This window comes from Duganella sp. S19_KUP01_CR8 (assembly GCF_036688705.1).
Lineage (GTDB): Bacteria > Pseudomonadota > Gammaproteobacteria > Burkholderiales > Burkholderiaceae_D > Rugamonas.
Genome location: NZ_JAQQPR010000008.1, coordinates 150748 through 173691 on the forward strand (window position 1 = coordinate 150748; position 22944 = coordinate 173691).

The 22944-nt window shown below is 63.6% G+C and carries 25 protein-coding genes; 8 read left to right on the forward strand and 17 right to left on the reverse strand.

Annotated elements, in window-relative coordinates:
* Positions 1-63: 63 nt before the first annotated feature.
* On the forward strand, positions 64-456 hold the full coding sequence (locus V6M89_RS10555) for an MAPEG family protein (RefSeq protein WP_332853144.1): 393 nt from the start codon (positions 64-66) through the stop codon (positions 454-456).
* A 10-nt stretch (positions 457-466) separates the two neighbouring features.
* On the opposite strand, the gene V6M89_RS10560 is transcribed toward V6M89_RS10555, so the two are convergent.
* The 6 genes from V6M89_RS10560 to V6M89_RS10585 all read right to left on the reverse strand — a co-directional run bounded on the left by V6M89_RS10560 (position 467) and on the right by V6M89_RS10585 (position 6595).
* A complete protein-coding gene (locus tag V6M89_RS10560; protein WP_332853145.1) occupies positions 467-1777 on the reverse strand; it encodes an MFS transporter in 1311 nt (436 codons plus the stop codon).
* 135 nt (positions 1778-1912) lie between these two features.
* A complete protein-coding gene (locus V6M89_RS10565) occupies positions 1913-2626 on the reverse strand; it encodes a BON domain-containing protein (protein ID WP_332853146.1) in 714 nt (237 codons plus the stop codon).
* A 99-nt stretch (positions 2627-2725) separates the two neighbouring features.
* Positions 2726-3397 (reverse strand): hypothetical protein, encoded by a 672-nt coding sequence (locus tag V6M89_RS10570; protein ID WP_332853147.1) that lies wholly within the window; start codon positions 3395-3397, stop codon positions 2726-2728.
* Between the two features lie 225 nt (positions 3398-3622).
* Positions 3623-5323, reverse strand: coding sequence for a dipeptidyl-peptidase 3 family protein (locus V6M89_RS10575; RefSeq protein ID WP_332853148.1), 1701 nt, complete (start codon positions 5321-5323; stop codon positions 3623-3625).
* Between the two features lie 64 nt (positions 5324-5387).
* On the reverse strand, positions 5388-5987 hold the full coding sequence (locus tag V6M89_RS10580) for a short chain dehydrogenase (protein ID WP_332853149.1): 600 nt from the start codon (positions 5985-5987) through the stop codon (positions 5388-5390).
* The gene (locus tag V6M89_RS10585; protein ID WP_332853150.1) at positions 5984-6595 is read right to left on the reverse strand and encodes a short chain dehydrogenase; all 612 of its coding nucleotides are present in this window, start codon (positions 6593-6595) and stop codon (positions 5984-5986) included. The genes V6M89_RS10580 and V6M89_RS10585 overlap by 4 nt, the downstream gene beginning before the upstream one ends.
* Before the next feature lie 100 nt (positions 6596-6695).
* Here V6M89_RS10585 and V6M89_RS10590 point away from each other — a divergent pair, with 100 nt between their 5' ends.
* Positions 6696-7625 (forward strand): LysR family transcriptional regulator, encoded by a 930-nt coding sequence (locus tag V6M89_RS10590; RefSeq protein ID WP_332853151.1) that lies wholly within the window; start codon positions 6696-6698, stop codon positions 7623-7625.
* A 46-nt stretch (positions 7626-7671) separates the two neighbouring features.
* On the opposite strand, the gene V6M89_RS10595 is transcribed toward V6M89_RS10590, so the two are convergent.
* The 3 genes from V6M89_RS10595 to V6M89_RS10605 form a co-directional block, all read right to left on the reverse strand.
* Positions 7672-9153 carry an efflux transporter outer membrane subunit gene (locus tag V6M89_RS10595; protein ID WP_332853152.1) on the reverse strand — a complete coding sequence of 494 codons (1482 nt, stop codon included), beginning with the start codon at positions 9151-9153 and terminating at the stop codon, positions 7672-7674.
* Positions 9154-9272: 119 nt separating this feature from the next.
* Complete coding sequence (locus V6M89_RS10600; protein ID WP_332853153.1) at positions 9273-10892, reverse strand: DHA2 family efflux MFS transporter permease subunit; 1620 nt, start codon at positions 10890-10892, stop codon at positions 9273-9275.
* Positions 10893-10903: 11 nt separating this feature from the next.
* On the reverse strand, positions 10904-12052 hold the full coding sequence (locus V6M89_RS10605) for an HlyD family secretion protein (RefSeq protein ID WP_332853154.1): 1149 nt from the start codon (positions 12050-12052) through the stop codon (positions 10904-10906).
* 130 nt (positions 12053-12182) lie between these two features.
* On the opposite strand from V6M89_RS10605, the gene V6M89_RS10610 reads away from it, so the two are divergent.
* Both V6M89_RS10610 and V6M89_RS10615 read left to right on the forward strand, forming a co-directional pair.
* On the forward strand, positions 12183-12896 hold the full coding sequence (locus tag V6M89_RS10610; protein ID WP_332853155.1) for a TetR/AcrR family transcriptional regulator: 714 nt from the start codon (positions 12183-12185) through the stop codon (positions 12894-12896).
* A 55-nt stretch (positions 12897-12951) separates the two neighbouring features.
* Complete coding sequence (locus V6M89_RS10615) at positions 12952-13134, forward strand: hypothetical protein (protein ID WP_147328111.1); 183 nt, start codon at positions 12952-12954, stop codon at positions 13132-13134.
* A 22-nt stretch (positions 13135-13156) separates the two neighbouring features.
* Here the strand turns inward: V6M89_RS10615 and V6M89_RS10620 are convergent, their stop codons facing one another.
* The 3 genes from V6M89_RS10620 to V6M89_RS10630 all read right to left on the reverse strand — a co-directional run bounded on the left by V6M89_RS10620 (position 13157) and on the right by V6M89_RS10630 (position 15141).
* On the reverse strand, positions 13157-13453 hold the full coding sequence (locus V6M89_RS10620; RefSeq protein ID WP_332853156.1) for a TfoX/Sxy family protein: 297 nt from the start codon (positions 13451-13453) through the stop codon (positions 13157-13159).
* 31 nt (positions 13454-13484) lie between these two features.
* A complete protein-coding gene (locus tag V6M89_RS10625; protein ID WP_332853157.1) occupies positions 13485-14141 on the reverse strand; it encodes a thiol:disulfide interchange protein DsbA/DsbL in 657 nt (218 codons plus the stop codon).
* Between the two features lie 88 nt (positions 14142-14229).
* The gene (locus tag V6M89_RS10630; protein WP_332853158.1) at positions 14230-15141 is read right to left on the reverse strand and encodes a LysR family transcriptional regulator; all 912 of its coding nucleotides are present in this window, start codon (positions 15139-15141) and stop codon (positions 14230-14232) included.
* A 92-nt stretch (positions 15142-15233) separates the two neighbouring features.
* Between V6M89_RS10630 and V6M89_RS10635 the strand changes: the two genes are divergently transcribed.
* Genes V6M89_RS10635 through V6M89_RS10650 form a run of 4 tightly spaced genes read left to right on the forward strand, consistent with a single transcriptional unit; the run spans position 15234 to position 17693 of the window.
* The gene (locus tag V6M89_RS10635; protein WP_332853159.1) at positions 15234-15656 is read left to right on the forward strand and encodes a PACE efflux transporter; all 423 of its coding nucleotides are present in this window, start codon (positions 15234-15236) and stop codon (positions 15654-15656) included.
* Between the two features lie 20 nt (positions 15657-15676).
* Entirely contained in the window at positions 15677-16975 is a 1299-nt protein-coding gene (locus V6M89_RS10640; protein WP_332853160.1) for a M20/M25/M40 family metallo-hydrolase, read from the forward strand.
* A gap of 59 nt (positions 16976-17034) precedes the next feature.
* On the forward strand, positions 17035-17283 hold the full coding sequence (locus tag V6M89_RS10645) for an AbrB/MazE/SpoVT family DNA-binding domain-containing protein (RefSeq protein ID WP_332853161.1): 249 nt from the start codon (positions 17035-17037) through the stop codon (positions 17281-17283).
* Positions 17280-17693: a type II toxin-antitoxin system VapC family toxin gene (locus tag V6M89_RS10650; protein WP_332853162.1), complete on the forward strand. Its 414-nt coding sequence runs from the start codon at positions 17280-17282 to the stop codon at positions 17691-17693. The genes V6M89_RS10645 and V6M89_RS10650 overlap by 4 nt, the downstream gene beginning before the upstream one ends.
* Before the next feature lie 76 nt (positions 17694-17769).
* On the opposite strand, the gene V6M89_RS10655 is transcribed toward V6M89_RS10650, so the two are convergent.
* The 5 genes from V6M89_RS10655 to aceF all read right to left on the reverse strand — a co-directional run bounded on the left by V6M89_RS10655 (position 17770) and on the right by aceF (position 22934).
* On the reverse strand, positions 17770-18171 hold the full coding sequence (locus tag V6M89_RS10655; RefSeq protein WP_332853163.1) for an SRPBCC family protein: 402 nt from the start codon (positions 18169-18171) through the stop codon (positions 17770-17772).
* A gap of 163 nt (positions 18172-18334) precedes the next feature.
* On the reverse strand, positions 18335-18961 hold the full coding sequence (locus V6M89_RS10660) for a pyridoxamine 5'-phosphate oxidase family protein (protein ID WP_332853204.1): 627 nt from the start codon (positions 18959-18961) through the stop codon (positions 18335-18337).
* Positions 18962-19029: 68 nt separating this feature from the next.
* A complete protein-coding gene (locus V6M89_RS10665; protein WP_332853164.1) occupies positions 19030-19416 on the reverse strand; it encodes a hypothetical protein in 387 nt (128 codons plus the stop codon).
* A 56-nt stretch (positions 19417-19472) separates the two neighbouring features.
* A complete protein-coding gene (gene lpdA, locus V6M89_RS10670) occupies positions 19473-21266 on the reverse strand; it encodes a dihydrolipoyl dehydrogenase (RefSeq protein WP_332853165.1) in 1794 nt (597 codons plus the stop codon).
* A gap of 9 nt (positions 21267-21275) precedes the next feature.
* Positions 21276-22934, reverse strand: a complete 1659-nt coding sequence (aceF, locus tag V6M89_RS10675; RefSeq protein WP_332853166.1) for a dihydrolipoyllysine-residue acetyltransferase — start codon at positions 22932-22934, stop codon at positions 21276-21278.
* Positions 22935-22944: the final 10 nt, after the last annotated feature.

Genomic DNA, 22944 nt, shown 5'->3' on the forward strand with positions numbered 1-22944 from the left:
GCATCAGCGACGACGCAAAGCCGTGTAGCATGGCTTTCCACAAAAAAATCAACGGGAGACGGGATGACGATTGCAAACTGGTGTGTTTTGGCGGCCTGCATGCTGCCGATCGCGACGGTCGGACTGGCGAAGCTTGCGTCGGCCAAGCTGCCGTCCGGCGGCGGACGCTATGACAACAAGCAGCCGCGCGCGTGGGTGGCCGGGCTGACCGGCTGGCAGGCGCGCGCCAATGCGGCGCAGATGAACGGTTTCGAAATCCTGCCGCTGTTCATCGCGGCGGTGGTGCTGGCGCAGCAGGCGCACGCCGACCAGGCGCGCATCGATCTGCTGGCGCTGGGCTTTATCGGCCTGCGGCTGGTCTACATCGGCCTGTACCTGGCCAATATCGACACGCTGCGCACCTTGGTCTGGGGAGCGGGCGTGGGCGTCAGCATCGCACTGCTGGCGATGGGCTGACGCCCTCCCCTCACGCGGCCTTGGCCGGCGTGACGGCGCTGGTGGCTGCGGCCACCGCCGGCTTGCGGATCAGCAGGATGATGCCGGCCGCCACCAGGCAGGCGGCGCCGGCGGCGAACAGCGCCGGGTTGTAGGTCAGCATCAGTGTGCGCACGCGGCCGGCGCCATACGCGGCCACGGCGGCGCCCAGTTGGTGGCCGGCAAACACCCAGCCGAACACCATGCCGGCCTTTTCCTTGCCGAAGGTGGCGCCGGCCAGCCGCACCGTCGGCGGCACGGTGGCGATCCAGTCCAGGCCGTAGAACATGGCGAACAGCGACAGCCCGTACAGCGTGAATTCCGAATACGGCAGCCAGAACAGCGACAGCCCGCGCAATCCGTAGTACATGAACAGCAGCTTGCGGTTGTCGTAGCGGTCCGACAGCCAGCCGGAGGCGATGGTGCCGACCAGGTCGAAGGCGCCCATCATCGCCAGCACCGAGGCGGCCGGCACCGCCGACAGGCCGGCGTCGCCGCACAGCGAAATGAAGTGCGTCTGGATCAGGCCGTTGGTGCTGAGGCCGCAGATGAAGAAGGTGCCGAACAGGATCCAGAACACGCGGTTATTGGCGACCCCGGCCAGCACCTTGAACGGTGTGGCGAAGGTGATCTGCATCGGCGGCGCCAGCGGCGCGACCGGCGTGCCGACCGGCGCGCCATACGGCGCCAGGCCCACTTCGTTGGGACGGTTGCGCATGAACAGCAACACCAGCACCGCCACCAGCGCGCACGCCAGCAACACCGGGATCACCGCCGTGCGCCAGCCGTAGTGCTCGATCAGCCAGGCGCCGATCGGCAGGAACACCAGTTGGCCGGTGGCCGAGGCGGCCGTCAGCATGCCCACCACCAGGCCGCGGTGGGTGTCGAACCAGCGGGTGGAAACGACGGCGCTAAGCACCAGCGCCGTCATGCCGGAACCGACGCCGAGCATGATGCCCCAGAACAGCACCAGCTGCCAGAACTGCGTCATCTGCGTGGCCAACGCCAGCCCGCTGGCGACCAGGGTCAGCGCGGTGACGACGACATTGCGCAGGCCGAAACGTTCCATCAGGATGGCGGCGAACGGTCCCATCAGGCCGAACAGCACGAAGCGCACCGCCAGCGCCGACGAGATCTGCTCGACGTCCCAGCCGAATTCCTTCGACAGCGGCTGCAGCAGCGCGCCCGGCAAGCCCAGCGCGGCCGACGAGCTGAGCCCGGTAAGGAAGGTGATGGCGACGATCACCCAGGAAAAGTGCAGGCCCCGGCGTTGCAGCCAGCGGGAAAACGGTAGAGCGAACATGACGATCCTCGCGTAGTCGGTGCGCGCGGAAGGCACGCTTGCAAGCACTTTACATTATGATCCTCATCAATACAAGCAAAAAAAGGGACCGCGGGCCGGCGGTCCCTGGCGGCCCGGAGGCCGGCGGGGGACAACTTACTTGATGCGCAGCGAGCTCTGCACCTTGTTCACGCCCTTGACGTTACGGGCCACATCGACCGCCTTGTCCACTTCGGCCTGCGAGGGCACGAAGCCGCTCAGCATGACGGTGCCGTTGGTGGTTTCCACATGCACGTCCAGCGATTTCAGTGCGGGCTCGGCCAGCAACTCGGTTTTGACCTTGGTGGTGATCACGGTATCAGCCACAGTGTCCTTGGCCATCGAACTCTTCTGCTTGGTTTCGCAGGAAGCCTTGTCGGTGCCGCTCATGGTGCTGCAATCGATGCCGGTCTGGGCGACGTCGGCCATTTTCTTGCCGGCCTTGGCGTCACTGATGGCGGCGACATGCATGGACTTGGCGCCGCTCAGGCAACTGTCTTTCTCGGCGCTGGACAAGGGTGCACATTTGGCCTTGGCCAGATTGTAGTTGGCGTCCGCCACTTCGGTCTGGGCTTTCAGCACCGATTTCTTATCGTTCTTGTACTGCATGGCGGCGTTGGCGTCGCTGTTGGCGCGGGCCACCTTGGCCTGTTCGATGCAGACATCCTTGGCATTGCCCGATTGTCCATCGCAGGCCGCCTTGGCGCCCTTGTAATCGATCTCGGCCTGCTTGACCGTGGCCTTGTACGCCACCGTGTCGTTGTTGGGAGTAGTGGCGGCGAAGCTGGCGCTGGCAGCCGTGGCCATGACGAAGAGGAGTACTTTGTTCATGATGTGTCCCTTTGTGGTAGTTGGTGGACACATTAAACGCCCGCCAGCGCCCCTGCTCTGTGCGGGAACGTACACAGTTGCGGAATTGGCCCGCGCGGTTTATTCGTCGTCCAGCAAGCCCTGGCGCCAAAGTTTGGCGGCTTGCTCGAACAGGGGCTGGGCGGGGTTGAACGCGGCGCCGGTGGGCGCCAGTTGCAGCCAGGCCAGCGTGCCGTGTGAGCCGGCGGCGGACGCCGGCTGACGCACCTGGCGCATCCAGGCGGCGACGGCGGCGTATTGCTGCGGATGACGGTGCTGGGTCCAGGCCAGCGCGACCAGGTCGGCAAAGCCCTCCTCGCGCCGGGTCAGGCGCAGCGCCTGGGCTTGTTCCAGCGCCGGCTGGGCGGATTCTTCGAAGCCGGCCGGCAACACATGCCACACGCCTTGCGCGTAACGCCAGCAATGGCCGATCTCGTGGGCCACCATGGCCTCGATCATCAGCGCCTGCTGCTCGGCGGACACGCCGGCGAGCACGTCTTCAGCGTTGGGATTGCCGCGCATCGACAGCACCAGCTTGCAGCGGCCGTCCTGGAAGCCCAGCGCCAGCGGCACGTCGGTGGAGCGGGCCTGCGGTTGCACGGTGATATCGATCGGCAGCTTGAGTTCCTGCTTGGCGTAGCCCAGCACGGCGGAACCGGCGGTGAGCCAGCGGGTTTCCATATCGGTCAGCTGGGCGGCGGAAGCCAGGCCGGCGGACGTCAGGAGCAGCAGGAATAAGGCGCGCTTGATCATGATGATCAAACTGTAGCATGGGGCGGGCAATATTTATTGCCGTCGAGCAGGTTCTACAACAGATTATTTCTACGTAGAAAAAGAGGAATCATTAAGGTTTTGAAACGGCCTCTGTCATTCCCGCGAAAGCGGGAATCCATGCCGAGCCTGCTTCGGACGCGGTCTATGGAGGGCATCCATGCAGTGCATGGATGCCCGCTTGCGCGGGAACGACGCAAGTTGGGCTTATTTGCCCAGCAGCGTGTTGGCGGTCTTGAATTCAGGGCGGATGTCGTTCGGCACCGTCTTCATCTTGTCCAGCGCCTTTTGCACGTCTGGACGGATCACCACATACTTGGCCATCATGTCCTTGGCGCGGGCGTAGTCGCCGGTCGCCTCGATGGTCAGGAACTCGCGGTCCAGGTCGATCACTGCCTGCTTGATCTTCTTGAAGTCCACCGCGAACGTGCCGTCGCCGTGCGAGATGAAGCCGCCCTTGTCGAGGATGTAGTTCATCTGGATCGCCATGCCGCGCGCGTGCGAGTCGGTCAGGCCGAAGTGCAGCGTGCGGAACGCCGAGGCCAGGAAGGTGGTGTACAGCTTGCGCTCGGCAACCGCGCCCTGCCCCAGCGTGCCGGCCAGTTGGCCCTTGTCCATCATGTAGGCCAGCGCGTACAGGCCGGTGATGTCGGCCTTGGCTTCTTCGATGGTCGAATAGGCTTCCTTCAGGTCCTGGCGCGGCGTCGATTCTGCACCATTGTTCTTGGTGATGTGCGGCCCCAGGCCGTGCGTGATTTCATGCGCAAGAATGTGGGTGAAGAAGGAGTCGAAGTCGACATCCTTCTGGTCGACCGGCTTCAGCACCAGTTTGGAGATCGGCGTCAGCGTGGATTTGAATTTGGCTTGCTGCACGTTCTTCAGCATCACGCGCTTGGAGCCGCGCTGGCTGATGATGCGCTCGTCGTTCGGCAGGTTGTAGGCGGCCGTCTGCACGCCCATGTTGCCGTCGCCGGCGCCATACACCTGGTTGACCACCACCATCGGCGCCAGCGCGCCGACTTTCGGGTTGCGGTACTTGGCGTCCAGCGGCAGGTTGTCTTCCAGCTCCTGCATGTGCTTGGCGAAGAAGTCCAGCTTCTGAGTTTCCTTCTGGTCGCGGATGTTGACGTAGGCTTCGAACGCGGCCTTGTAGCCGAACAGTTCGTCGTTATAGGTTTCGTATGGGCCGATGGTGATGTCGACCGGCGCGTCCAGGTCCATCCAGGCGAAGTCGGAGGCCAGGTAGTCGTTGCTCAGGAAGGCGTCGGCGCGCAGTTGCAGGAACTTCTTCAGCGAGGCGTTGTCGGTGTCGTCGGCGGCTTGTTTGAGCAGCGCGGCGGCCTTCTCCAGCTCCGGCTTGTACTCGTCCGAATATTTGACGATGCTGAACTGGCCCGCTGCGTTCTTGCGGATGGTGGTGAAGAACCACTGCGCCTGCTCCTTGTCCTTGGCAGGCAGCGCGTTCATCCAGCTTTCCAGCGCTTGCTTGCTCGCGCCTTCGGGATAGAAGTTGCCGGCCTCAGGCTTCTTGGCCGGGATCGCGATGCCGGCCAGTTCGGCCGGCAGGAAGCTTTGATGGTCGTCCAGGATCGACCACGGACCTTTGTTGAGCCAGAAGTAGTTCAGGCGCGCCTTGCCCAGCGGCGTTTGATCCTTTTGCAGCGTGGACCACAGCGCCTCGTTGCCGGACCAGCGCTGGCGCAGTTGCAGTACGTCGATGATCTTGGCCGCTTCGATCAGCTTGGCGATGGCCTTCTTGTCGCCGGCGGACAGCTTGCTGGTGTCGGCGGTCAGGGCGACCGGCGCAAAGCGCTTGGTCATCTTGTCCAGATCGGTCACGCTGGCCGGTGCGGCATAAGCGGAGGCGCAGGCAGCAGCCAGGGCCAGAGGGAGCAGTATTTTTTTCATTCGAACCTCAGGGTGGAGTGAGATCCGCATTGTAGTACAACGGATCCCACTCCCCCTCCCACCTTTACCAGGCCCGATATACCCGTCCGGTTTCAGCGCCATCGACGCTGCGGGCATAGGACAAGGCGGCGCGGCTGCCCTTGATCGGCTCGAAGCCGGTGAACAGGTTGCCGAACAAATGCACCGACTCCTGCAACACCGTCGGGCTGACGGCGTTGATGCGCAAGCCGCGCGGCAGCTCGATCGCGGCGGCCCGCACAAAGCCCTGCACCGCCGCATTGGCCGTCGATGCCGCCACCGCTCCGCGTATCGGATGCTCGGTGTCGACGCCGCTGGTCAGCGTGATCGAACCGCCGTCGTTGAGGAACTCCTGCGCCACCAGCGCCACGTTGACCTGTCCCATCAACTTGCCGTTCAGGCCCACATGGAAATGCTCCGGCGTCAGCTCGGCCAGCGGCCCCACATGCAGTGCGCCAGCAGCCACCACCACCGCATCGACGCGGCCAACCTTGGCAAACAAAGCCCGTACCTGCGCGATGTCCTCGATATTGACCTGATGCTGCCCGCCGCGCGCGCCGACCACCACGATCTCATGGCGCTGCCCCAGCTGCTCGACCACGGCGCTGCCGATGGTCCCTGTCCCGCCGATCACGACTACCTTCATGCCGTCGCTCCCCATGCGTGGTAGACCTGCCCGGTCTGCGCGCCATCGACGCTGCGTGCATACGCCAGCGCCACACGCTGCGCAGGCAGCGGCTCGAAGCCGATGAAGAACGGGCCATAAGTCTCCATCGATTCCGTCAGCACGGTCGGGCTGACGGCATTGATGCGTAAGCCGCGCGGCAGCTCGATCGCGGCCGCCCGCGCAAAGCCCTCGACGGCGGAGTTGACCATGGTGGCGCTGACGCCGTTGCGGATCGGCTCATCGGCCACGATGCCGCTGGTGAGCGTGATCGAACCGCCGTCGTTCAGGTATTCCTGCGCCACCAGCGCCACGTTGACCTGCCCCATCAACTTGCTGTTCAGTCCCACATAAAACTGCTCCGGCGTGAAGCCGGCGAGCGGCGCAAAGTGCAATGAGCCGGCCGCCACCACCACCGCATCCACGCGGCCGATCTTGGCGAACAAGGCGCGCACCTGCGCGATATCGGCGATGTCCGCCTGATACTGGCCGCTGGAGGCGCCGACCGTGACGATCTCGTGCCGCTGGCCCAGTTGCTCGACGACTGCCTTGCCGACCGTACCGGCCGCACCTATGACGACTACTTTCATGCTGCTCTCCCTGTGAGTGAAAACACCAGTATCGGCCACAACGTCAAAGGAATAAATAAGCTAACATGACGATCATTACTAACCCACGATTAGCAATCATATGGACAAGCTGCGCAGCATGGAGATCTTCGTCGCCGTCGTCGACGCCGGTAATTTCACGGCGGCCGCCAGCGCCTTCCAGCTGTCGCCGGTCATGGTCGGCAAACACATCGCCCACCTGGAGGCCACGCTGGGCGCGCGCCTGCTGACGCGCACCACCCGCCGCCAGAGCCTGACGGAGATCGGCGCGCAGTACGTCGAGCAGTGCCGCGCCATCCTGGCGCAGATCGCCGCCGCCGAAACCGGCGCCGAAGCGATGCGCAGCGTGCCGCGCGGACGGCTGCGCATCACCGCGCCGGTCTCCTTCGGCAGCGAATGGCTGGCGCCCGCGATCAGCGACTACCTGCGCTTGCATCCCGAAGTTGGCGTGGACCTGAACCTCAACGACCGCATGGTCGACATGGTGGAGGAAGGCTACGACGCCGCCGTGCGTATCGGCCCGCTGGACGATTCCGGCATGATCGCTCGCCCGCTGTTCAACTACGCGATGTCGATCTGCGCCTCGCCGGCCTACCTGGAAAAGCACGGCACGCCGCTCACGCCGGACGACCTGGCGCGGCACGAATGCCTGGACTTCATGGTGGGGACGGTGGGGGTGCAGTGGCGCCTGCAATCGGTGCACCAGGTACAGCATGAACGCGGCAAGCGAGAACTGCCGGCCAGCCGCTTCCGCACCAACAGCGGCCAGGCGCTGCGCATGGCCGCGCTCAAGGATTTCGGGATCGTGATGCAGGCCGAGGTGCTGCTGGCGCAGGACATCGCCGCCGGACGGCTGGTGCCGGTGCTATGCGACTACCTGCCGCCGGCGCGGCCGATGCATCTGGTCTACCAGCGCGACCGCCGGGCCACGCCCAAGCTGACCACCTTCATCGACTTCATCGTGGAACGCTTCGGGCCAGCGGCAACACTGCCGCTGGCCTCTTCCGCGTAAGGACGACGCCCGGCATTGCACCGGGCGATAAACACTTTACTGCACTTTACTGCGCCAGCGGCTTGATCGCGCCGTTCTGCGCCACCGTCGCCAGCTGCGCCGACGGCTGCCAGCCCGCCCCCAAGGCGCGCGCCACCGACACCGCCGCCAACAGGCGCTGGGTGTTGATCTGCACCGCCGCGCGGTCGGCCGCCAGCGCGCTGCGCTGCGCGTCGGTCACGTCCAGGTAGGTCGACACGCCACGCTCGTAGCGCGCACGCGCCACCAGGTAGCCGCGCGCCGCCGCCACTTGCGAGGCCGACTGCGCCTCGCCCTGCAACTGGCGCTCCTGCACGTCCGACAATGCGTCTTCCACTTCACGCAAGGCCGTCAACAGCTTGGTCTCGTGATTGGCGATCGCCTCTTCATAGCGCGCTTTCGAAATCGCCAGGTTGGCCTTGTTGCGGCCACCGTCGAAGATCGGCAGCGACAGCGCCAATGGACCGATGCTGAACTGGCGCGAACCGCCCTTGCCCAGTTCCTTCAAGCTCTCCGACGCGTAGCCGAAATTGCTGGTCAACGTCAGCGAAGGATAAAAGGCACCTTCGGCCACGCCGATCTGCGCGTTGGTCGAACGCAGATTGGCCACGCTGCCCGCCAGGTCCGGGCGCTGCGCCAGCAGGCTGGCCGGCAGGCCGACCGGGATCGCCGGTGGCTGCGGCAGCACGGCGGCATTCGCTTTCGGCGCCGTCAGCAGCGCCGACGGCGAAGCGCCGACCAGCGTCGCCAGGCTGTGTTCCAGCAGGTTGCGCTGGCGCTGCACTTCATGCAGGTCGGCCTGCGCATTGGCGCGCTCGATGCGGGCGCGCGATACGTCCAGCTCATTCGACAGGCCGGCGTTGAAGCGCGCCGTGACCAGGTCTTCGGTTTCGCGGCGGGTGTCCAGCGCGCCGTTCAGGATCGCCATCTCGGCGTCCAGGCCGCGCAGCTGCCAGTAGGTGGTGGCCAGTTGCGACGACAGCAGCAACAGCACGCCGTCGCGGTCGGCCTCGGCCACCAATGCCTGCGCATCGGAGGCTTCGACCAGGCGGCGCACGCGGCCCAGCAGGTCGACTTCATACGACAGCGAAGCGCCCACCGAGTAGTTGTTGCCCTTGATCGAACGACCACCCAGCGCCAGGCCTTGCGAGGTCTCGGCCGAGGTGCGCGAGTTCGACACCGAGGTGCTGACGCTCAGCGACGGCTGCTGGCTGGAACGCGACACGCCGGCCTGCTCCAGTGCGATCACCAGCCGCTGCGCCGCGGCCTTGATGCTCGGGTTGTCGCGCAGCGCGGTTTGTTCCAGGCGGTTCAGGGTGTCGTCGTTGAACACGGTCCACCACTGCGCCGGCAGGTGCGCCTGGCTGGCGCCGGCTTGCGGCAGGTGGCGGAACGACGCGTCGGCGACGGTCTTCGGCGCGGCGAAATCGCTGCCGACGGTGGCGCAGCCGGTGACGGCCAGCGTTACGGAAACAGCGAGCGTCAGGCGCTTCAAAGCTGAATTCAACATGGTGTTACCTCATAGTTAAAATTATTCACTCCGTCGTTCCCGCGAAGGCGGGAACCCATACGCAGCATCCCAGCTGGCGTTCTATGGATTCCCGCCTGCGCGGGAATGACGGTTTGCGCTTAGTGCGCGCCGCCACCGCCACTCGAAGGGGCTTTGACTTTGTCCGAGAACCACAGCACGCCGATGCAACCAAACAGCACCATCGCGACCAGGAAGAAGCCGTCGTTATAGGCCATCACATAGGCCTCGCGCCGCACGATGCCGTCGATCGCCTTGAGCGCCATGTCGCCGGCGCTGGTGGCGTCGAAGCCCTTGCTCATGAACGACTGCGTCAGCGCGGCCAGGCGGTCCTGCGTGGCGGCCGCGAAGCCGGTCACCGATTCGCCGATGCGCTGCGAGTGGAAATGCTCGCGCGAAGTCAGCGCGGTGGCCAGCAGCGCGATACCGATCGAACCGCCCAGGTTGCGGGTCATGTTGATCAGGCTCGATGCCGACGGCATGTCCTTCGGCGAGATGCCGTTCATCGCAAAGTTCGACAGGGTCAGCATCACGAACGGCTGGCCCAGCGCCCGCACCACTTGCGACAGCAGCAGCTGGTCGTAGCCGGTGGTGGCGTCCATGTAGGCGTTCATCAGGCAGGAACCGCCGAACAGCAGCAGGCCGAAGGAACACAGGATGCGGTTGTCGACCTTGGACGACAGCTTGGCCACGAACGGCATGATGAACAGCTGCGGCAGGCCGACCCACATGATGACTTCACCGATCTGCATCGGCGAGTAGCCGGCGATCTGGCCCAGGTACAGCGGCAGCAGGAACGACGAGCCATACAGGCCCATGCCCATCGCCATCGACAGCGCGGTGGCGGCGAAGAAGTTGCGCTGGCCGTACAGGCCCAGGTTGACGAAGGGCTGCTTGCGCGTCGCCCCCGTCACCATCCAGCCCAGCAGGCCGATGATCGCCATCGCCGCGAAGGTGATGATGAAGGACGAATCGAACCAGTCCTTGCTGTTGCCCTCTTCCAGGAAGATGGTCAGGCTGCCCAGGCCCAGGGCCATGAAGGCGATGCCCAGCCAATCGGCGTTGAACAGCTGGTTGAGCTGGACCTTTTCCTTGTCCAGGCCGATCGCGATACCGCCGATCAGCAGCACGCCCGGCACCCAGTTGATGTAGAAGATCGACGGCCAGCCATACAGCTCGCTCAGGTAGCCGCCGAAGGTCGGGCCCATCGCCGGCGCCAGCGTCGCCGTCAGGCCGAAGATGGCCATGCCGGTGGCGCGCTTGGACGGCGGCAGTTTGCTCATCACCAGCGTCATCGCCATCGGGATCAGCGCGCCGCCGGTGAAGCCTTGCAGCATGCGGAACACGATCATGCTCGGCAGGTTCCAGGCGAAGCCGCACAGCGTGGAGAAGCCGAGGAACAGCGCGGTGGTGCCCATCATGTAGGCGCGCATGCCGAACACGCGGGTCAGCAGCGCGGTCATCGGAATGACGATGATCTCCGCCACCAGGTAGGCGGTGGCGATCCACGAACCCTCTTCCTGCGTGGCGGACAAGGTGCCGAGGATGTCCTTCAGCGACGAGTTGGTGATCTGGATGTCGAGCACCGCCATGAAGGCGCCCAGCATGCCGGCGGCCACCGCCATCCAGGTGCGGCCGGAGACCTTCTCGCTCGGCATGATCGGCGCGAGCGCAGGTTTCCCCACGCCGCCGGCCGGCGTATCGATTGTGGTGCTAGCCATGACAGGGCTCCTTAGTGCGCGGCTTTGGCTTCAGGCTGATTCACGGCCACTTCGGCGATCGCCGACATGCCCGGCACCAGGCGGCCGCTCAGGGCCTTGACGTCTTCCGGCTTGAAGGTGATCTTGACCGGCACGCGCTGGACGATCTTGGTGAAGTTACCGGTGGCGTTGTCGGCCGGCAGCAGCGCGAACTGGGCGCCGGAGGCTGGCGCGAAGCTGTCGACTTTGCCGATCAGTTCATGGCCCGGAATCGCGTCGATGGAGACTTTGACTTCCTGGCCCGGCTTCAGGTCGGCCAGCTGGGTTTCCTTGAAGTTGGCGGTCAGCCAGACGTTTTCCTGCACGATGGCGGTCAGCTGCTGGCCGGCCGTCACGCGCTGGCCCACTTCGATGCTGCGCTTGCCGATACGGCCGCCGACTGGCGCCAGGATGCGGTTGTAGGCCAGCTGCTGCTGGGCGTCCTTCAATTGCACGCGCAGCACGTTGACCTGCGCCTTGAGCACGTCGCGCGCCGAATGGGCGGCGCTGATCTGGGCCTTGGCGGCGACGGCGTTGTCCTTGCGGGCGGCCAGGTCGGCCACGGCGCTGGCGCGGCCGGCGACGGCGCTATCCAGTTCCGCTTTCGAGACGGCCTTCATCTGGCTGTTATACAGCTGGCCGTAACGTTCGGCGTCCTGCTTGGCGCGCACCAGCTGCGCTTCCGACTGCGCCACCTGGGCGGCGGCGGCGCTGGCCTGGGCCTGGGTCTGGGCGATCTGCGCGTCCGACTGCGCCACTTGCTGTTCGGCGGTGGCGATCTGCGCCTGGATCTGCTCGACCTTCACGTGCTGGTCGAACGGATCCAGCTCGGCGATGACATCGCCTTCCTTGACGATCTGGTTATCGTCGATCAGCACCTTGGTGACCACGCCGGCGATGCGGGCCGATACCGGGTGCACGTGGCCGGCCACATAGGCGTTTTCCGTCTCGACGAAATAATGGCTGCGATACCACATGCGGCCGCCGGCGGCCAAGGCGGCCAGCGCGACGACGGCGGCGATCACCAGCACGCGGGTATTGGACTTGGCCGGGCCGGCTGGCGCAGCAGCGGCAGGCGCCGCAGGCTGGGCAGCGGGTACGGCGCTGAGCACTTTTTGTTCTTGGGTGTGCTGAGTGGACATGTGCAGCTCCAAATAAATGAAATGGGAGAAGTGCATTATTAGCCCGATTTTCGGCAAAGTCAAGAAATGAAACGATTGCATTTCATTTTATTTTGGACTACGATGTCCGCATCCTTTAACATGTCAGCCCATGAAGATCACCGCCAACGCCGCCGCCCTGGAAGAACCGGATTGCCCGGAAGACGCCGCCAATGACTCCCCCGACTCGCCCTGCTACGGCAAGGTGGCCGGCCGCCCGCGCGCGGCCGACAAGGAAGCCCGCTTGCAGGCGCTGCTGCACACGGCGGCCAGGCTGTTCCTGGAAAAGGGCTACAGCAAGGTCAGCCTGGAAATGATCGCCCGCGAGGCCCACGTCGCCGTGCGCACGATCTATGTCAAGTTTGGCGGCAAGGCCGGACTGCTGAACGCCGTCATCACCAACGGCCGCGCGCGTTTCTTCGCCGGCATGACGGACATGCAAGCGGACCCGCGGCCGTTCCGCGAAGTGATGGATGATTTTGCGCTGCGCTTCCTTGAACTGGTGACGGCGCCCGCCTTCGTCAGCCTGCACCGCATGGTGGTGGCCGAGGCCAGGACCACGCCGGAGCTGGCCGACACCTTTTACCAGGCCGGCCCGCTGCGCACCCGCCAGGAATTGATGCGCTTCTTCAGCCGTCCCGACATCCGCGCCCAGTTGCGTCCGGAAATACCGGTAGAGACGCTGGCGGTGCACATGCTAGCCTGCATCATGGGCGACACCATGGTGCGCATGCTGTTCCCAACCGACCAGCCGCCCACCGTCGAAGAACTGCGCGCCCGCGCCACGCAAGGGCTGGACCTGTTCTTCCGCGCCGTGCTGCGTTAGAAGCTGTGCTTTTTTATCATTTGCTCTATACTGTTTTTTTACCCACGGAGCACACATGAGCAAATCGAATCGACTGGACTGGAGCAGACAGGTAACGCTCATGAACGAGCGCATCAAAATGTTCCAGGCCAACCCGGGCCAGGAACAGCTCGACGCCGTCATCCAGGAAATGCAAGCCTACGCGGAAGCCGCGCGCAACGGCGGCATCGAAATCCCGACCCGCTTCACCGTCAACTAAACCGCCGGCGCCGCGCGGCTGTTTATTCGGCTGCGTCGATCGCCTTGCGGGCCCAGACCAGCATCTGCCCGGGATCGTCCAGCAGGAACTCCGGCGCCGTATAGAATTTGCGGACCAGCACCGTGCCCTTCTTCGTCTCGTAGGAAAACGGCGCCGCGCCTTCGGCCTCGAAGCCGGCGCGGGTGGCGTCGTTGACGCGCAGGTACAGCGTGCTGCCCATCACCCACGCGAACTGCAGGCCGTGATACTTGAACGCGCGGCCGCCGAAGAACGCTCCATCCGACACGGCCGCGCCGAGCGGCGCGAATTGCTCGCGCATCCAGCTGACAAATTCGGCGCTGGCGGCCAACTTATTTGCGCGACATCGCGACCAGCGCGTCCAGCACCTGCAAGGTGGCCTGGTCCAGCTGCGGGCGCGGGATGCCTGGGTTGCTGGTGTCGACCATCGAAGGATTGGTCAGGTAGCGGCCGTTGACGATCAGCGTCGGCGTGCTGTTGACTTCATACGTGCTGGCCACGCGGCCGGCGCTTTTCAGCTTGGTGATGACCGAGAACGAGTTATACATGGCCAGGTATTTATCCTTGTCGACGCCGTTCTTGACCGCCCAATCGACGTTGTCCGCATCGCTCTTCAGGCGGCGGCGCTCGACGTGCCAGGTGCTCAGCAGCTTGGCGTGCAGCGACTCTTCCAGCTTCATCGCTTCCAGCGTCAGGAACATATGTGCTTCCGGATCGTTCTCGCCGGTCAGCGGCAGGTGGATGCGGCGGAACACGATGTTGTCGCCCTGCTTTTTCACCCACGCCAGCATGGCCGGCTCCAGCGCGTAGCACGCCGGGCAGTGGTACATGAAGAACTCGATCACCTCGACCTTCTTGCCCTCGGCCAGCACCGGCTGTGGCGTTTTCAGGGTGGTGTACTCGGCGCCGTTCTTCGGCGCGGTGGGCGATGCGAAGGCGGAGCCGGCCAGCAAAGCAGCGGCGGCAACAGCGAGTTTCAGGCGAAGCATGGTTATCCTTTATGAAAAAATCTGCACAGCGAATATAACAGCTTCCCTTACTGTGCGGCGGGCGGATTAAGGCTGCATTAAGTCGGCACTAGGGCTCCACCGGCCGCGCCTCCAGGCCGGCGATGTCCTTCATCAGCGCGATCAGGCGCTGCGCGCCCAAGCCTAGCGGACGATCGTTGAGCCACACCACGTCCACCCACAGGCGCACCTGGTTGCTCATGTGCGCGAAGCCTATGCCCAGCAGCTCGCCGGAGTCCAGTAGCGGCGCCGCCAGCCGGTGCGGCAGATAGGCCCAGCCGACGCCGGCGCGCACCAGGCTCAGTGTCGCCAGGTGGCTGTCGGTGCGCCACAGCTTGCGCGAGATGAGCACGCGCTCGTCCTCGATCCGCGCGTCGCGGCTAACGATGGCGATCTGGCGCATGTCGATCAGGTCCTCCAGCCGGAACTGGCCATTGCGCTCGCGCGCCTGCGGATGCCGCGGCGAGATCACCGCCACCAGCACCTCGCTGCCCAGCTCCTGGAAGCTCTCGCGCTGGTCGATCTGCGGCCGCTCGTAGATCAGCGCCAGCTGCGCGGAGCCGTCGTGCAGCATGCGCAGCGCATCGTTCTGCGGCGCCGACAGCACGTCCACTTCCAGCGACGGGAACTCTTCCGCCAACCGCGCCAACGGATCGCTCCACGGCGCTGACAGCAGTTCGGGCGCGATGGCCAACGTCAGGCGCCGCTCCAGTCCCTGGTGCAGCGACAGCGCGTGCGCCTGCAGGCGGCGCAGCTGGCCGGCCATCTGGCGCGCTTCCGCCTCCAATGCGCGCGCCGACTCGGTGGGCCGTACCTCGCGCGAGGTGCGATCGAACAGCTGCAAATCGAGTTCCGCCTCCAGGTTGGCGATCGCCATGCTGACGGCCGACGGCACCCGCCCCAGCGCCCGCGCCGCTGCGGAAAAAGAACCGTGATCGAGCACGGCGAGAAAGATCGCGATGTTATCGCTGGAGAAGGCCATGCCCCATGCTGTCAGAAAAACTGATAGCTGTCGACTTTTTCAATCAGAAATTTGCTATTAACATGGTCACATCGTATTTAGGAGGAAACATCATGCAAGGATTAAAACGCAAAGTCGTCTATGTATCGCTGTTTGAATTGATCGCCGTCGGCCTGACCAGCAGTGTGCTGGTGCTGCTGATGGGCCATGACGCCGGCCACGCCAGCGTCGCCGCCGTCGCTTCGTCGCTGGTCGCGGTGGTGTGGAACTTCGTTTATAACGGCATGTTCGAAGCTTGGGAAGCACGTCAGACGGTGCGAGGCCGCAGCTGGATGCGCCGTGCCGCGCACGCGCTGGGCTTTGAGGGTGGCCTGATAGTGATCCTGGTGCCGCTGTTCGCCTGGTGGTTGGGCATCTCGCTGTGGGAAGCCTTTGTGCTGGACTTGGGGCTGGTGTTATTCTTTATGTTTTATACCTTTCTCTTCAGCCTGGCCTTCGACCGCATCTTCGGACTGCCGGCATCGGCGCAAGCTTGATTGATCACCCCGGAGTCCACATGGCATTGAAACCGTTCGCGTTCGCAGCACTGGTGTTGGCAATGAGTAGCGCAGGCGCAGCAGCGCTGTCGCCGGTCGAGCAGAAAATCGTCGACGAGGTCAAGGCGCATTCGGAGCAAGGCTTGCAGCTGCTGGAGCGTTCGGTGAACATCAACAGCGGCACCATGAACCATGAGGGCGTGCGCGAAGTCGGCAAGCTGTTTCGCGAGCAGTTCGACCAGCTGGGTTTCACCACCCGCTGGATCGACATGCCGCCCGCCGTCAAGCGCGCCGGCCACCTGCTCGCCACGCGCGAGGGCAAGCAAGGCAAGCGCCTGCTGCTGATCGGCCATCTGGATACAGTGTTTGAAAAAGACAGCCCGGTGCAGCTGTGGAAGCGCGACGGCGCCCGCGTGCGCGGCCAGGGCGTCAATGATATGAAGGGCGGCGACGTGATCATCGTCGAAGCGCTGCGCGCCTTGCAGCGCGTGGGTGCGCTCGATAACACCACGATCACCGTGATATTCAGCGGCGACGAGGAGAGCGCCGGCGATCCGGTAGAGATCTCGCGCGCCGACATGGTCGCCGCCGCCAAGCGCAGCGACATCGCGCTGGCCTTCGAGGCCACGGTGCGCGACAAGAACGGCAAGGACACCGGCACCATCGGCCGCCGCGCCTCGTCGTCGTGGGATCTGGAAGTCAAAGGCAAGCAAGGCCACTCCAGCGGCATCTTCACCGAGAGCGCAGGCTATGGCGCAGTGTACGAAGCGGCGCGCATCGTCGACGGCTTCCGCCAGCAGGTGATCGAGCCTGAGCTGACCTTCAGCCCCGGTTTAATCTTGGGCGGCACCGACGTCGGCCTCGAAGCCAGCGGCACCAAAGGCCAGGCCGCCGGCAAGGGCAACGTCATCGCTCGCACCGCCACCGTGCACGGCGACCTGCGCTACCTGACCAACGAACAACGCGACCGCGCGCACGCGAAGATGAAAGTCATCGTCGCGCAGAACCTGCCTGGCACCAGCGCCAGCATCAGCTTCCACGAATCGTATCCGCCGATGTCGCCGACCGCCGGCAACCTGGCCGTGCTGAAGACCTACTCGCAAGCCAGCGCCGATGCAGGCCTGGGCGAGATCCCTGCCCTGCCGCCAGGCCAACGCGGCGCCGGCGACGTGCAGTTCGTCGCCCCGTTCATCGACAGCCTGGACGGCTTGGGCGCCACCGGCAACGGCGCGCATTCGCCGGACGAAGACCTGGAAATCGCCTCGATCGAACGAGCGACCATCCGCACCGCTATCCTGCTCTACCGCCTCACACGCTAAAGATCAAACTGTGCTGACAAACTGAGTGCTACCATGGGTGAATCCTTCGGGAGGTCACCATGGAAATTTCAACAGTAGTCAACAGCGACGGCACGATTACCATCCCCGCGAAAATAAGGGAAACCTTCGGCATCCCTGAAGGTGCCAAAGTCGAATGCATTATGAATGGCATGCGCTTGGAAATGCGGGTTATGGGTACCAAGCTGCCCATACCAAAATCCAAGCCAGCCAGCGGCTACGGCATGATAAAGAGCAACCGGCCGTCTGTGCCGGTAGACCTGAACATTGGCGATCACATTAAGCCATGATAGGGCTGGACACCAACGTTCTCGCGCGCTATTACATTGACGATAGCGCCGATCTTGAAGCAAAACGCCAACGCCCGCTGGCACAGCGCCTGATCGATTCAGACCAACCACTATCTGTCTGCAAAACAGTAATAGTCGAGTTGGAATGGATAATGCGAGCAAGTTACAGCTTGAAGCGTCCAGCGATCATCATCGTGTTTCGACATATGCTGAGCTTGCCCCATATGACGGTTGAGGATCGCCCATCCTTCACTCAAGCGCTTGCAAATTACGAACGCGGAATCGCTTTCGCTGACGCCTTGCATCACGCTAGCTATCAAAGCTGCGATAGCATGGCTTCATTTGACGACCGCAAATTCGCGCGCCGCGTCGCCGCGTTGGGCCTCCACCCACCTGTGACCATACCGTGATCCTGATCTATCGACTCAGGCGCTCAGCTTCGGAGCTTGGTCACCCATTCTCGCGAATTCCTTGCTGCCCCACCCATCAGCGTGCCTCGACGGTGCGCTTCATCGCATCCAACCCCTGCTCTATCATGGTGGCGACGGCGGGCGCCATGCTGTCGGGCAGCAGGTCGGCGATCCACACCAGCCGGCTGCCGTGCGCACCTTCGCCGAAGACCTGCGCGGAGGCGTTGTGATGGCTCAGCCGTCCACCCGCCGCCGACCAGGCCACGCGGTGGTCCTCATCACTGACGGCGACGATCACTTCCCGCACCGTCATGCCGTTGGCAAAGGTCACCATGCGCGCCGCGCCGTCCGGCTCCAGCTTGCAATCGGTGACGAAGCCCTGCACCAGCCGAGTATGCAACGCGCCCACGTCGCGTAGCGCATCCCACAGCTGCTCCGGTGGGACGCCAATGTCGATTTCCTTGCGTATCGATGCCATATCGTTCTCCGTCATGCGGCGAGCCTCGGACCTGCCGGGGCGACGTCATAAGTGTAGCCCCCTAAGTAGAAACTCGTCGCGAGCTTCGGGGTCACCCATTCTCGCGCAGCGCGCGCCGGATCGCGACCATTTGGTGGCGATGAAATCTCGTAGACCAAAATCGTCAGTACATAGTAGATTTCAAGCGTTCGGGCAAGTCGGCATCGTATTTTAGGCCGTCAATTGCCCCATCACTCACCTCCGCCAGAATCTTCCCTGGACTCGGCAGATCATCGCGGGCGACGTGCCTGGAATGATCCCAAAGGCTCGACCGCAGCACAGCACGGGAGCACTGGAAGAAAACAGCTTCAACCTTTATCACCAACACGGACCGAGGGGGCTTCCCATCAACACAAAACGTCGTAAGCAAGTCTGGGTCGAGGTGGATCGATGCTTTGCCCACAACCCTAAGTGTTTCCCCAATCCCAGGTATCAGGAACAGGAGAGCAACGCGCGGGTCATGAAGAATATTGCGCAAGCTATCTATCCGGTTGTTTCCCCGCCGGTCCGGTAGGAGCAAGGTGTTCTCATCGTGAATGCGGACGAATCCGGCCGAGTCGCCTCGCGGCGACAGATCCATTCCTTCTGATCCACTTGTTGCGAGGAGTACAAAGGGCGCAGCCTCGATAAATTTCCGATACTGTGGATGCACGTAGGCGACTTCCTTCTTAACCGATGCCGCAGCAGGCGCACCATAAAGTCTCTCAAGCGTATCGATATCTGAGACGGCATAATTCGGGTCAAGCTGGATCATGTTGGTCTACCTTTTCATTATAAAAACCCGGAACGCTGACTTGGCAGTGCTTTGGCGCTAGGACTTTAGCCGACCAGCGCACCCATCGCCAAGGCGGCCAACACACCGAGGATCGCGATCAGGCCGTAGGCGATCAGCGCCAGCATGGCGGCGCCTTTGGCCGCCAGCGGTTCACCGCCCGCAGAGCGCGCACGCGGGGCCAGGTACCACGCGCCGATGCCGACCTGGATCACCATGCCGGCGGCGATCGATACCAGCAGCGGAATTGCGTTGCCCGACAAGCGATTCAGCAGCGTGCCGGCTCCCAGCACCGTCAACAGAATCAGGCTGAAGATGCAGGCGTCGCGCCAGCTCAGGAGCGCGCGTTTGTACAGGAAGGCCGCGAGCTTGACGAGGCTGGTGTACAGCGCGATCGACAGCAGCAGCGGAATGAACGACAGTATTGAAGACATCTTGAAAGCCTATAAAAAAACCGGGAACAAGTCCCGGTTTCGTGTTGCTACGTTGCTTAGCGCTTGCGTGGCGGAGGCAGGTCGGTGCAGACGCCTTCGTACACTTCGGCGGCCATGCCGATCGACTCGCCCAAGGTCGGGTGCGGGTGGATCGTCTTGCCGATGTCGGTGCCGTCGCAACCCATCTCGATCGCCAGCGCGATCTCGCCGATCATGTCGCCGGCGTGCGTGCCGACGATGGTGCCGCCGATGATGCGGTGCGTTTCAGCGTCGAACAGCAGCTTGGTGAAGCCCTCGGCGCGGCCATTGGCCACGGCGCGGCCGCTTGCTGCCCAAGGGAAGTGGCCCTTCTCGACCTTGATGCCCTTGGCTTTCGCTTCGTCTTCGGTGATGCCGGCCCATGCCACTTCCGGATCGGTATAAGCCACCGATGGAATCACCTTCACATCGAAGTGCGACTTCTGGCCCGCTGCAGCTTCCGCCGCCACGTGGCCTTCGTGCACCGCCTTGTGCGCCAGCATAGGCTGGCCCACCAGGTCGCCGATGGCGAAGATGTTCGGCACGTTGGTGCGCATCTGGCTGTCGACCGGGATGAAGCCGCGATCGGACACGATCACGCCAGCCTTGTCGGCGGCGATCTTCTTGCCGTTCGGGCTGCGGCCCACTGCGACCAGCACCAGATCGTAGACCTGCGGGGCTGGCGCGGTGGCGCCGGCTTCCGCCGCTTCGAAGGTGACTTTGATCCCTTCCGGCAGCGCTTCAACGCCGACCGTTTTGGTCTTGGTCATGATGTTGTCGAAGCGCTTCTCGTTGAACTTCTGCCAGACCTTGACCGCATCGCGGTCGGCGCCTTGCATCAAGCCGTCCATCATTTCGACCACGTCGATGCGCGCGCCGAAGGTCGAGTACACGGTGGCCATTTCCAGGCCGATGATGCCGCCGCCGATGACCAGCATGCGTTTCGGGATCTGGCGCAGTTCCAGCGCGCCGGTCGAATCGACGATGCGTGGATCTTCCGGCACGAACGGCAGCTTCACCACGGCCGAACCGGCAGCGATGATGGCCTGCTTGAACTGCACCACTTTCTTGGTGCCGTCGCCGGCCGTGACTTCGATGTGGTTCGCGCTCAGGAACTGGCCGACACCGGTGACGACTTGCGTCTTACGGGCTTTGGCCATGCCGGCCAGGCCGCCGGTCATGTTCTTGATGACGCCTTCCTTGTACTTGCGTACCTGGTCGATGTCGATGGTCGGCTTGGCGAAGGTGACGCCGGTGTTGGACATGTGCGAGGTTTCGTCGATCACCGATGCCACGTGCAGCAGCGCTTTCGATGGAATGCAACCGACGTTCAGGCACACGCCGCCCAGCGTTTCGTAACGCTCGACGATCACTGTGTTCAAGCCCAGGTCCGCGGCGCGGAACGCGGCGGAGTAACCGCCAGGACCGCCGCCCAGTACCATCATGTCGCAGTCGATGTCGACCTGGCCGGCATAGCTGCCACCGGCTGGTGCGGCGATCGGCGCGGCTGGCGCGGCAGGTGCTGCGGCCGGAGCCGGAGCCGGAGCTGCAGCAGCGGGCGCCGGCGCGGCGGCAGGAGCCGCAGCGGTCGAACCAGCGGCAGCTTCAACCACCAGCATCAGCGAGCCTTCCTTGACCTTGTCGCCAACCTTGACCTTGATTTCCTTGACCACGCCAGCGTGCGAGGATGGAACCTCCATGCTGGCCTTGTCCGATTCAACGGTGATCAGCGACTGGTCGGCCTTGATCGTATCGCCAACCTTGACCATCACCTCGATCACTTCAACTTCTGCGAAGTCGCCGATGTTCGGCACTTTCACTTCTGTGCTCATAGTCGCTCCTTACAGCAGAATTTTGCGCATGTCGCCGAGCACTTCGCTCAGGTACACGGAGAAGCGAGCACCCATCGCGCCGTCGACCACGCGGTGGTCGTAGGACAGCGAGGTACCCATCATCAGGCGAGGCTGGAATGCCTTGCCGTCCCACACCGGCTTGATCGATGCCTTGGACAGGCCAAGGATCGCCACTTCCGGCGCGTTGACGATAGGCGTGAAGTGCGTGCCACCAATGCCGCCCAGCGACGAGATGGTGAAACTGGCGCCCTGCATGTCGGTCGGTTTCAGCTTGCCTTCGCGTGCTTGCAGCGACAGCTCGGTCATTTCGCGAGCGATCTGCGAGACCGATTTCTGGTCCGCGCCCTTGATCACAGGTACCACCAGGCCGTTCGGCGTATCGGCTGCGAAGCCGATGTTGTAGTACTGCTTGAGGATCAGGTTTTCACCCTTCTCATCCAGCGACGCGTTAAACGCCGGGAACTTCTTCAGCGCGGCGACCGCTGCCTTGATGACGAAGGCCAGCATGGTCAGCTTGGCCGCGTCCTTGTTCTTGGCGTTGGCGTTGTTGGTCTCGACGCGGAACGCTTCCAGGTCGGTGATGTCGGCATCGTCGAACTGCGTGACGTGCGGGATCATGACCCAGTTGCGGTGCAGATTAGGACCGCTGATTTTCTTGATGCGCGACAGCGGCAGCAGTTCGGTCGGACCGAATTTGCTGAAGTCGATCACCGGCCATGGCAGCACGCTCATGCCGCCGTTGCCGCCGGCTGGAGCCGAAGCGCCGGCAGGTGCAGCGGTGGTACCAGCCATCACGCCCTTGACGTAGTTCTGCACGTCCAGCTGGTTGATGCGGCCTTTAGGACCGGAGCCAGGCACTTTGCCCAGATCCACGCCCAGTTCGCGGGCGAACTTGCGGATCGACGGCGATGCGTGCGCCAGTTTTCCGGTTTGGACCGAGCCTTGCGATACAGGTGCGGCAGCAGCGGCAGCAGCAGGCGCCGGCGAAGGTGCAGCGGCGGCTGGAGCGGCGGCAGCAGGTGCGGCAGCGGCAGCGGCAGGAGCCGGAGCAGCAGCACCGCCCGTAGCCTCAACCACCAGCACCACCGAACCCATGGCAACCTTATCGCCAACCTTGATCTTCACTTCCTTCACCACACCAGCGTGCGACGAAGGGATTTCCATGCTGGCCTTGTCCGATTCAACGGTCAGCAGCGATTGATCGACCTTGATCGTGTCGCCAACCTTGACCATCACTTCGATGACTTCAACTTCCTTGAAGTCGCCGATGTCCGGCACCTTGACGTCGACCGGGCCGGCCGAAGCTGCCGGAGCCGGTGCAGGTGCGGCAGCAGCGGCGGGCGCCGGTGCTGGAACCGCGGCGGCTGGTGCAGGTGCGGCAGCGGCAGCAGGAGCCGCGGCGCCAGCGCCTTCAGCTTCCAGCAACAGCAGCAGCGAACCCATGGCCACCTTGTCGCCGACCTTGACCTTGATTTCCTTGACCACGCCAGCGGCGGACGAAGGAATCTCCATGCTGGCCTTATCCGATTCAACGGTAATCAGCGACTGGTCTACTTTAATCGTATCGCCTACTTTGATCATCAACTCGATGATTTCAACTTCCTTGAAATCACCGATATCCGGGACTTTAACTTCCACAATGCTCATAGCGTCTGCT

What these genes read in the sequence shown, in the direction of transcription:
- V6M89_RS10580 (WP_332853149.1), bottom strand. Translation starts at nt 5,987, where the DNA reads ATGAAGGTAGTCGTGATCGGCGGGACAGGGACCATCGGCAGCGCCGTG.
- V6M89_RS10565 (WP_332853146.1), bottom strand. Translation starts at nt 2,626, where the DNA reads ATGAACAAAGTACTCCTCTTCGTCATGGCCACGGCTGCCAGCGCCAGC.
- V6M89_RS10605 (WP_332853154.1), bottom strand. Translation starts at nt 12,052, where the DNA reads ATGTCCACTCAGCACACCCAAGAACAAAAAGTGCTCAGCGCCGTACCC.
- V6M89_RS10665 (WP_332853164.1), bottom strand. Translation starts at nt 19,416, where the DNA reads ATGTCTTCAATACTGTCGTTCATTCCGCTGCTGCTGTCGATCGCGCTG.
- V6M89_RS10625 (WP_332853157.1), bottom strand. Translation starts at nt 14,141, where the DNA reads ATGCTTCGCCTGAAACTCGCTGTTGCCGCCGCTGCTTTGCTGGCCGGC.
- V6M89_RS10615 (WP_147328111.1), top strand. Translation starts at nt 12,952, where the DNA reads ATGAGCAAATCGAATCGACTGGACTGGAGCAGACAGGTAACGCTCATG.
- V6M89_RS10570 (WP_332853147.1), bottom strand. Translation starts at nt 3,397, where the DNA reads ATGATCAAGCGCGCCTTATTCCTGCTGCTCCTGACGTCCGCCGGCCTG.
- V6M89_RS10655 (WP_332853163.1), bottom strand. Translation starts at nt 18,171, where the DNA reads ATGGCATCGATACGCAAGGAAATCGACATTGGCGTCCCACCGGAGCAG.
- V6M89_RS10645 (WP_332853161.1), top strand. Translation starts at nt 17,035, where the DNA reads ATGGAAATTTCAACAGTAGTCAACAGCGACGGCACGATTACCATCCCC.
- V6M89_RS10650 (WP_332853162.1), top strand. Translation starts at nt 17,280, where the DNA reads ATGATAGGGCTGGACACCAACGTTCTCGCGCGCTATTACATTGACGAT.
- V6M89_RS10640 (WP_332853160.1), top strand. Translation starts at nt 15,677, where the DNA reads ATGGCATTGAAACCGTTCGCGTTCGCAGCACTGGTGTTGGCAATGAGT.
- V6M89_RS10585 (WP_332853150.1), bottom strand. Translation starts at nt 6,595, where the DNA reads ATGAAAGTAGTCGTCATAGGTGCGGCCGGTACGGTCGGCAAGGCAGTC.
- V6M89_RS10560 (WP_332853145.1), bottom strand. Translation starts at nt 1,777, where the DNA reads ATGTTCGCTCTACCGTTTTCCCGCTGGCTGCAACGCCGGGGCCTGCAC.
- V6M89_RS10555 (WP_332853144.1), top strand. Translation starts at nt 64, where the DNA reads ATGACGATTGCAAACTGGTGTGTTTTGGCGGCCTGCATGCTGCCGATC.
- V6M89_RS10635 (WP_332853159.1), top strand. Translation starts at nt 15,234, where the DNA reads ATGCAAGGATTAAAACGCAAAGTCGTCTATGTATCGCTGTTTGAATTG.
- V6M89_RS10620 (WP_332853156.1), bottom strand. Translation starts at nt 13,453, where the DNA reads ATGCGCGAGCAATTCGCGCCGCTCGGCGCGGCCGTGTCGGATGGAGCG.
- lpdA (WP_332853165.1), bottom strand. Translation starts at nt 21,266, where the DNA reads ATGAGCACAGAAGTGAAAGTGCCGAACATCGGCGACTTCGCAGAAGTT.
- V6M89_RS10630 (WP_332853158.1), bottom strand. Translation starts at nt 15,141, where the DNA reads ATGGCCTTCTCCAGCGATAACATCGCGATCTTTCTCGCCGTGCTCGAT.
- aceF (WP_332853166.1), bottom strand. Translation starts at nt 22,934, where the DNA reads ATGAGCATTGTGGAAGTTAAAGTCCCGGATATCGGTGATTTCAAGGAA.
- V6M89_RS10575 (WP_332853148.1), bottom strand. Translation starts at nt 5,323, where the DNA reads ATGAAAAAAATACTGCTCCCTCTGGCCCTGGCTGCTGCCTGCGCCTCC.
- V6M89_RS10600 (WP_332853153.1), bottom strand. Translation starts at nt 10,892, where the DNA reads ATGGCTAGCACCACAATCGATACGCCGGCCGGCGGCGTGGGGAAACCT.
- V6M89_RS10590 (WP_332853151.1), top strand. Translation starts at nt 6,696, where the DNA reads ATGGACAAGCTGCGCAGCATGGAGATCTTCGTCGCCGTCGTCGACGCC.
- V6M89_RS10610 (WP_332853155.1), top strand. Translation starts at nt 12,183, where the DNA reads ATGAAGATCACCGCCAACGCCGCCGCCCTGGAAGAACCGGATTGCCCG.
- V6M89_RS10595 (WP_332853152.1), bottom strand. Translation starts at nt 9,153, where the DNA reads ATGTTGAATTCAGCTTTGAAGCGCCTGACGCTCGCTGTTTCCGTAACG.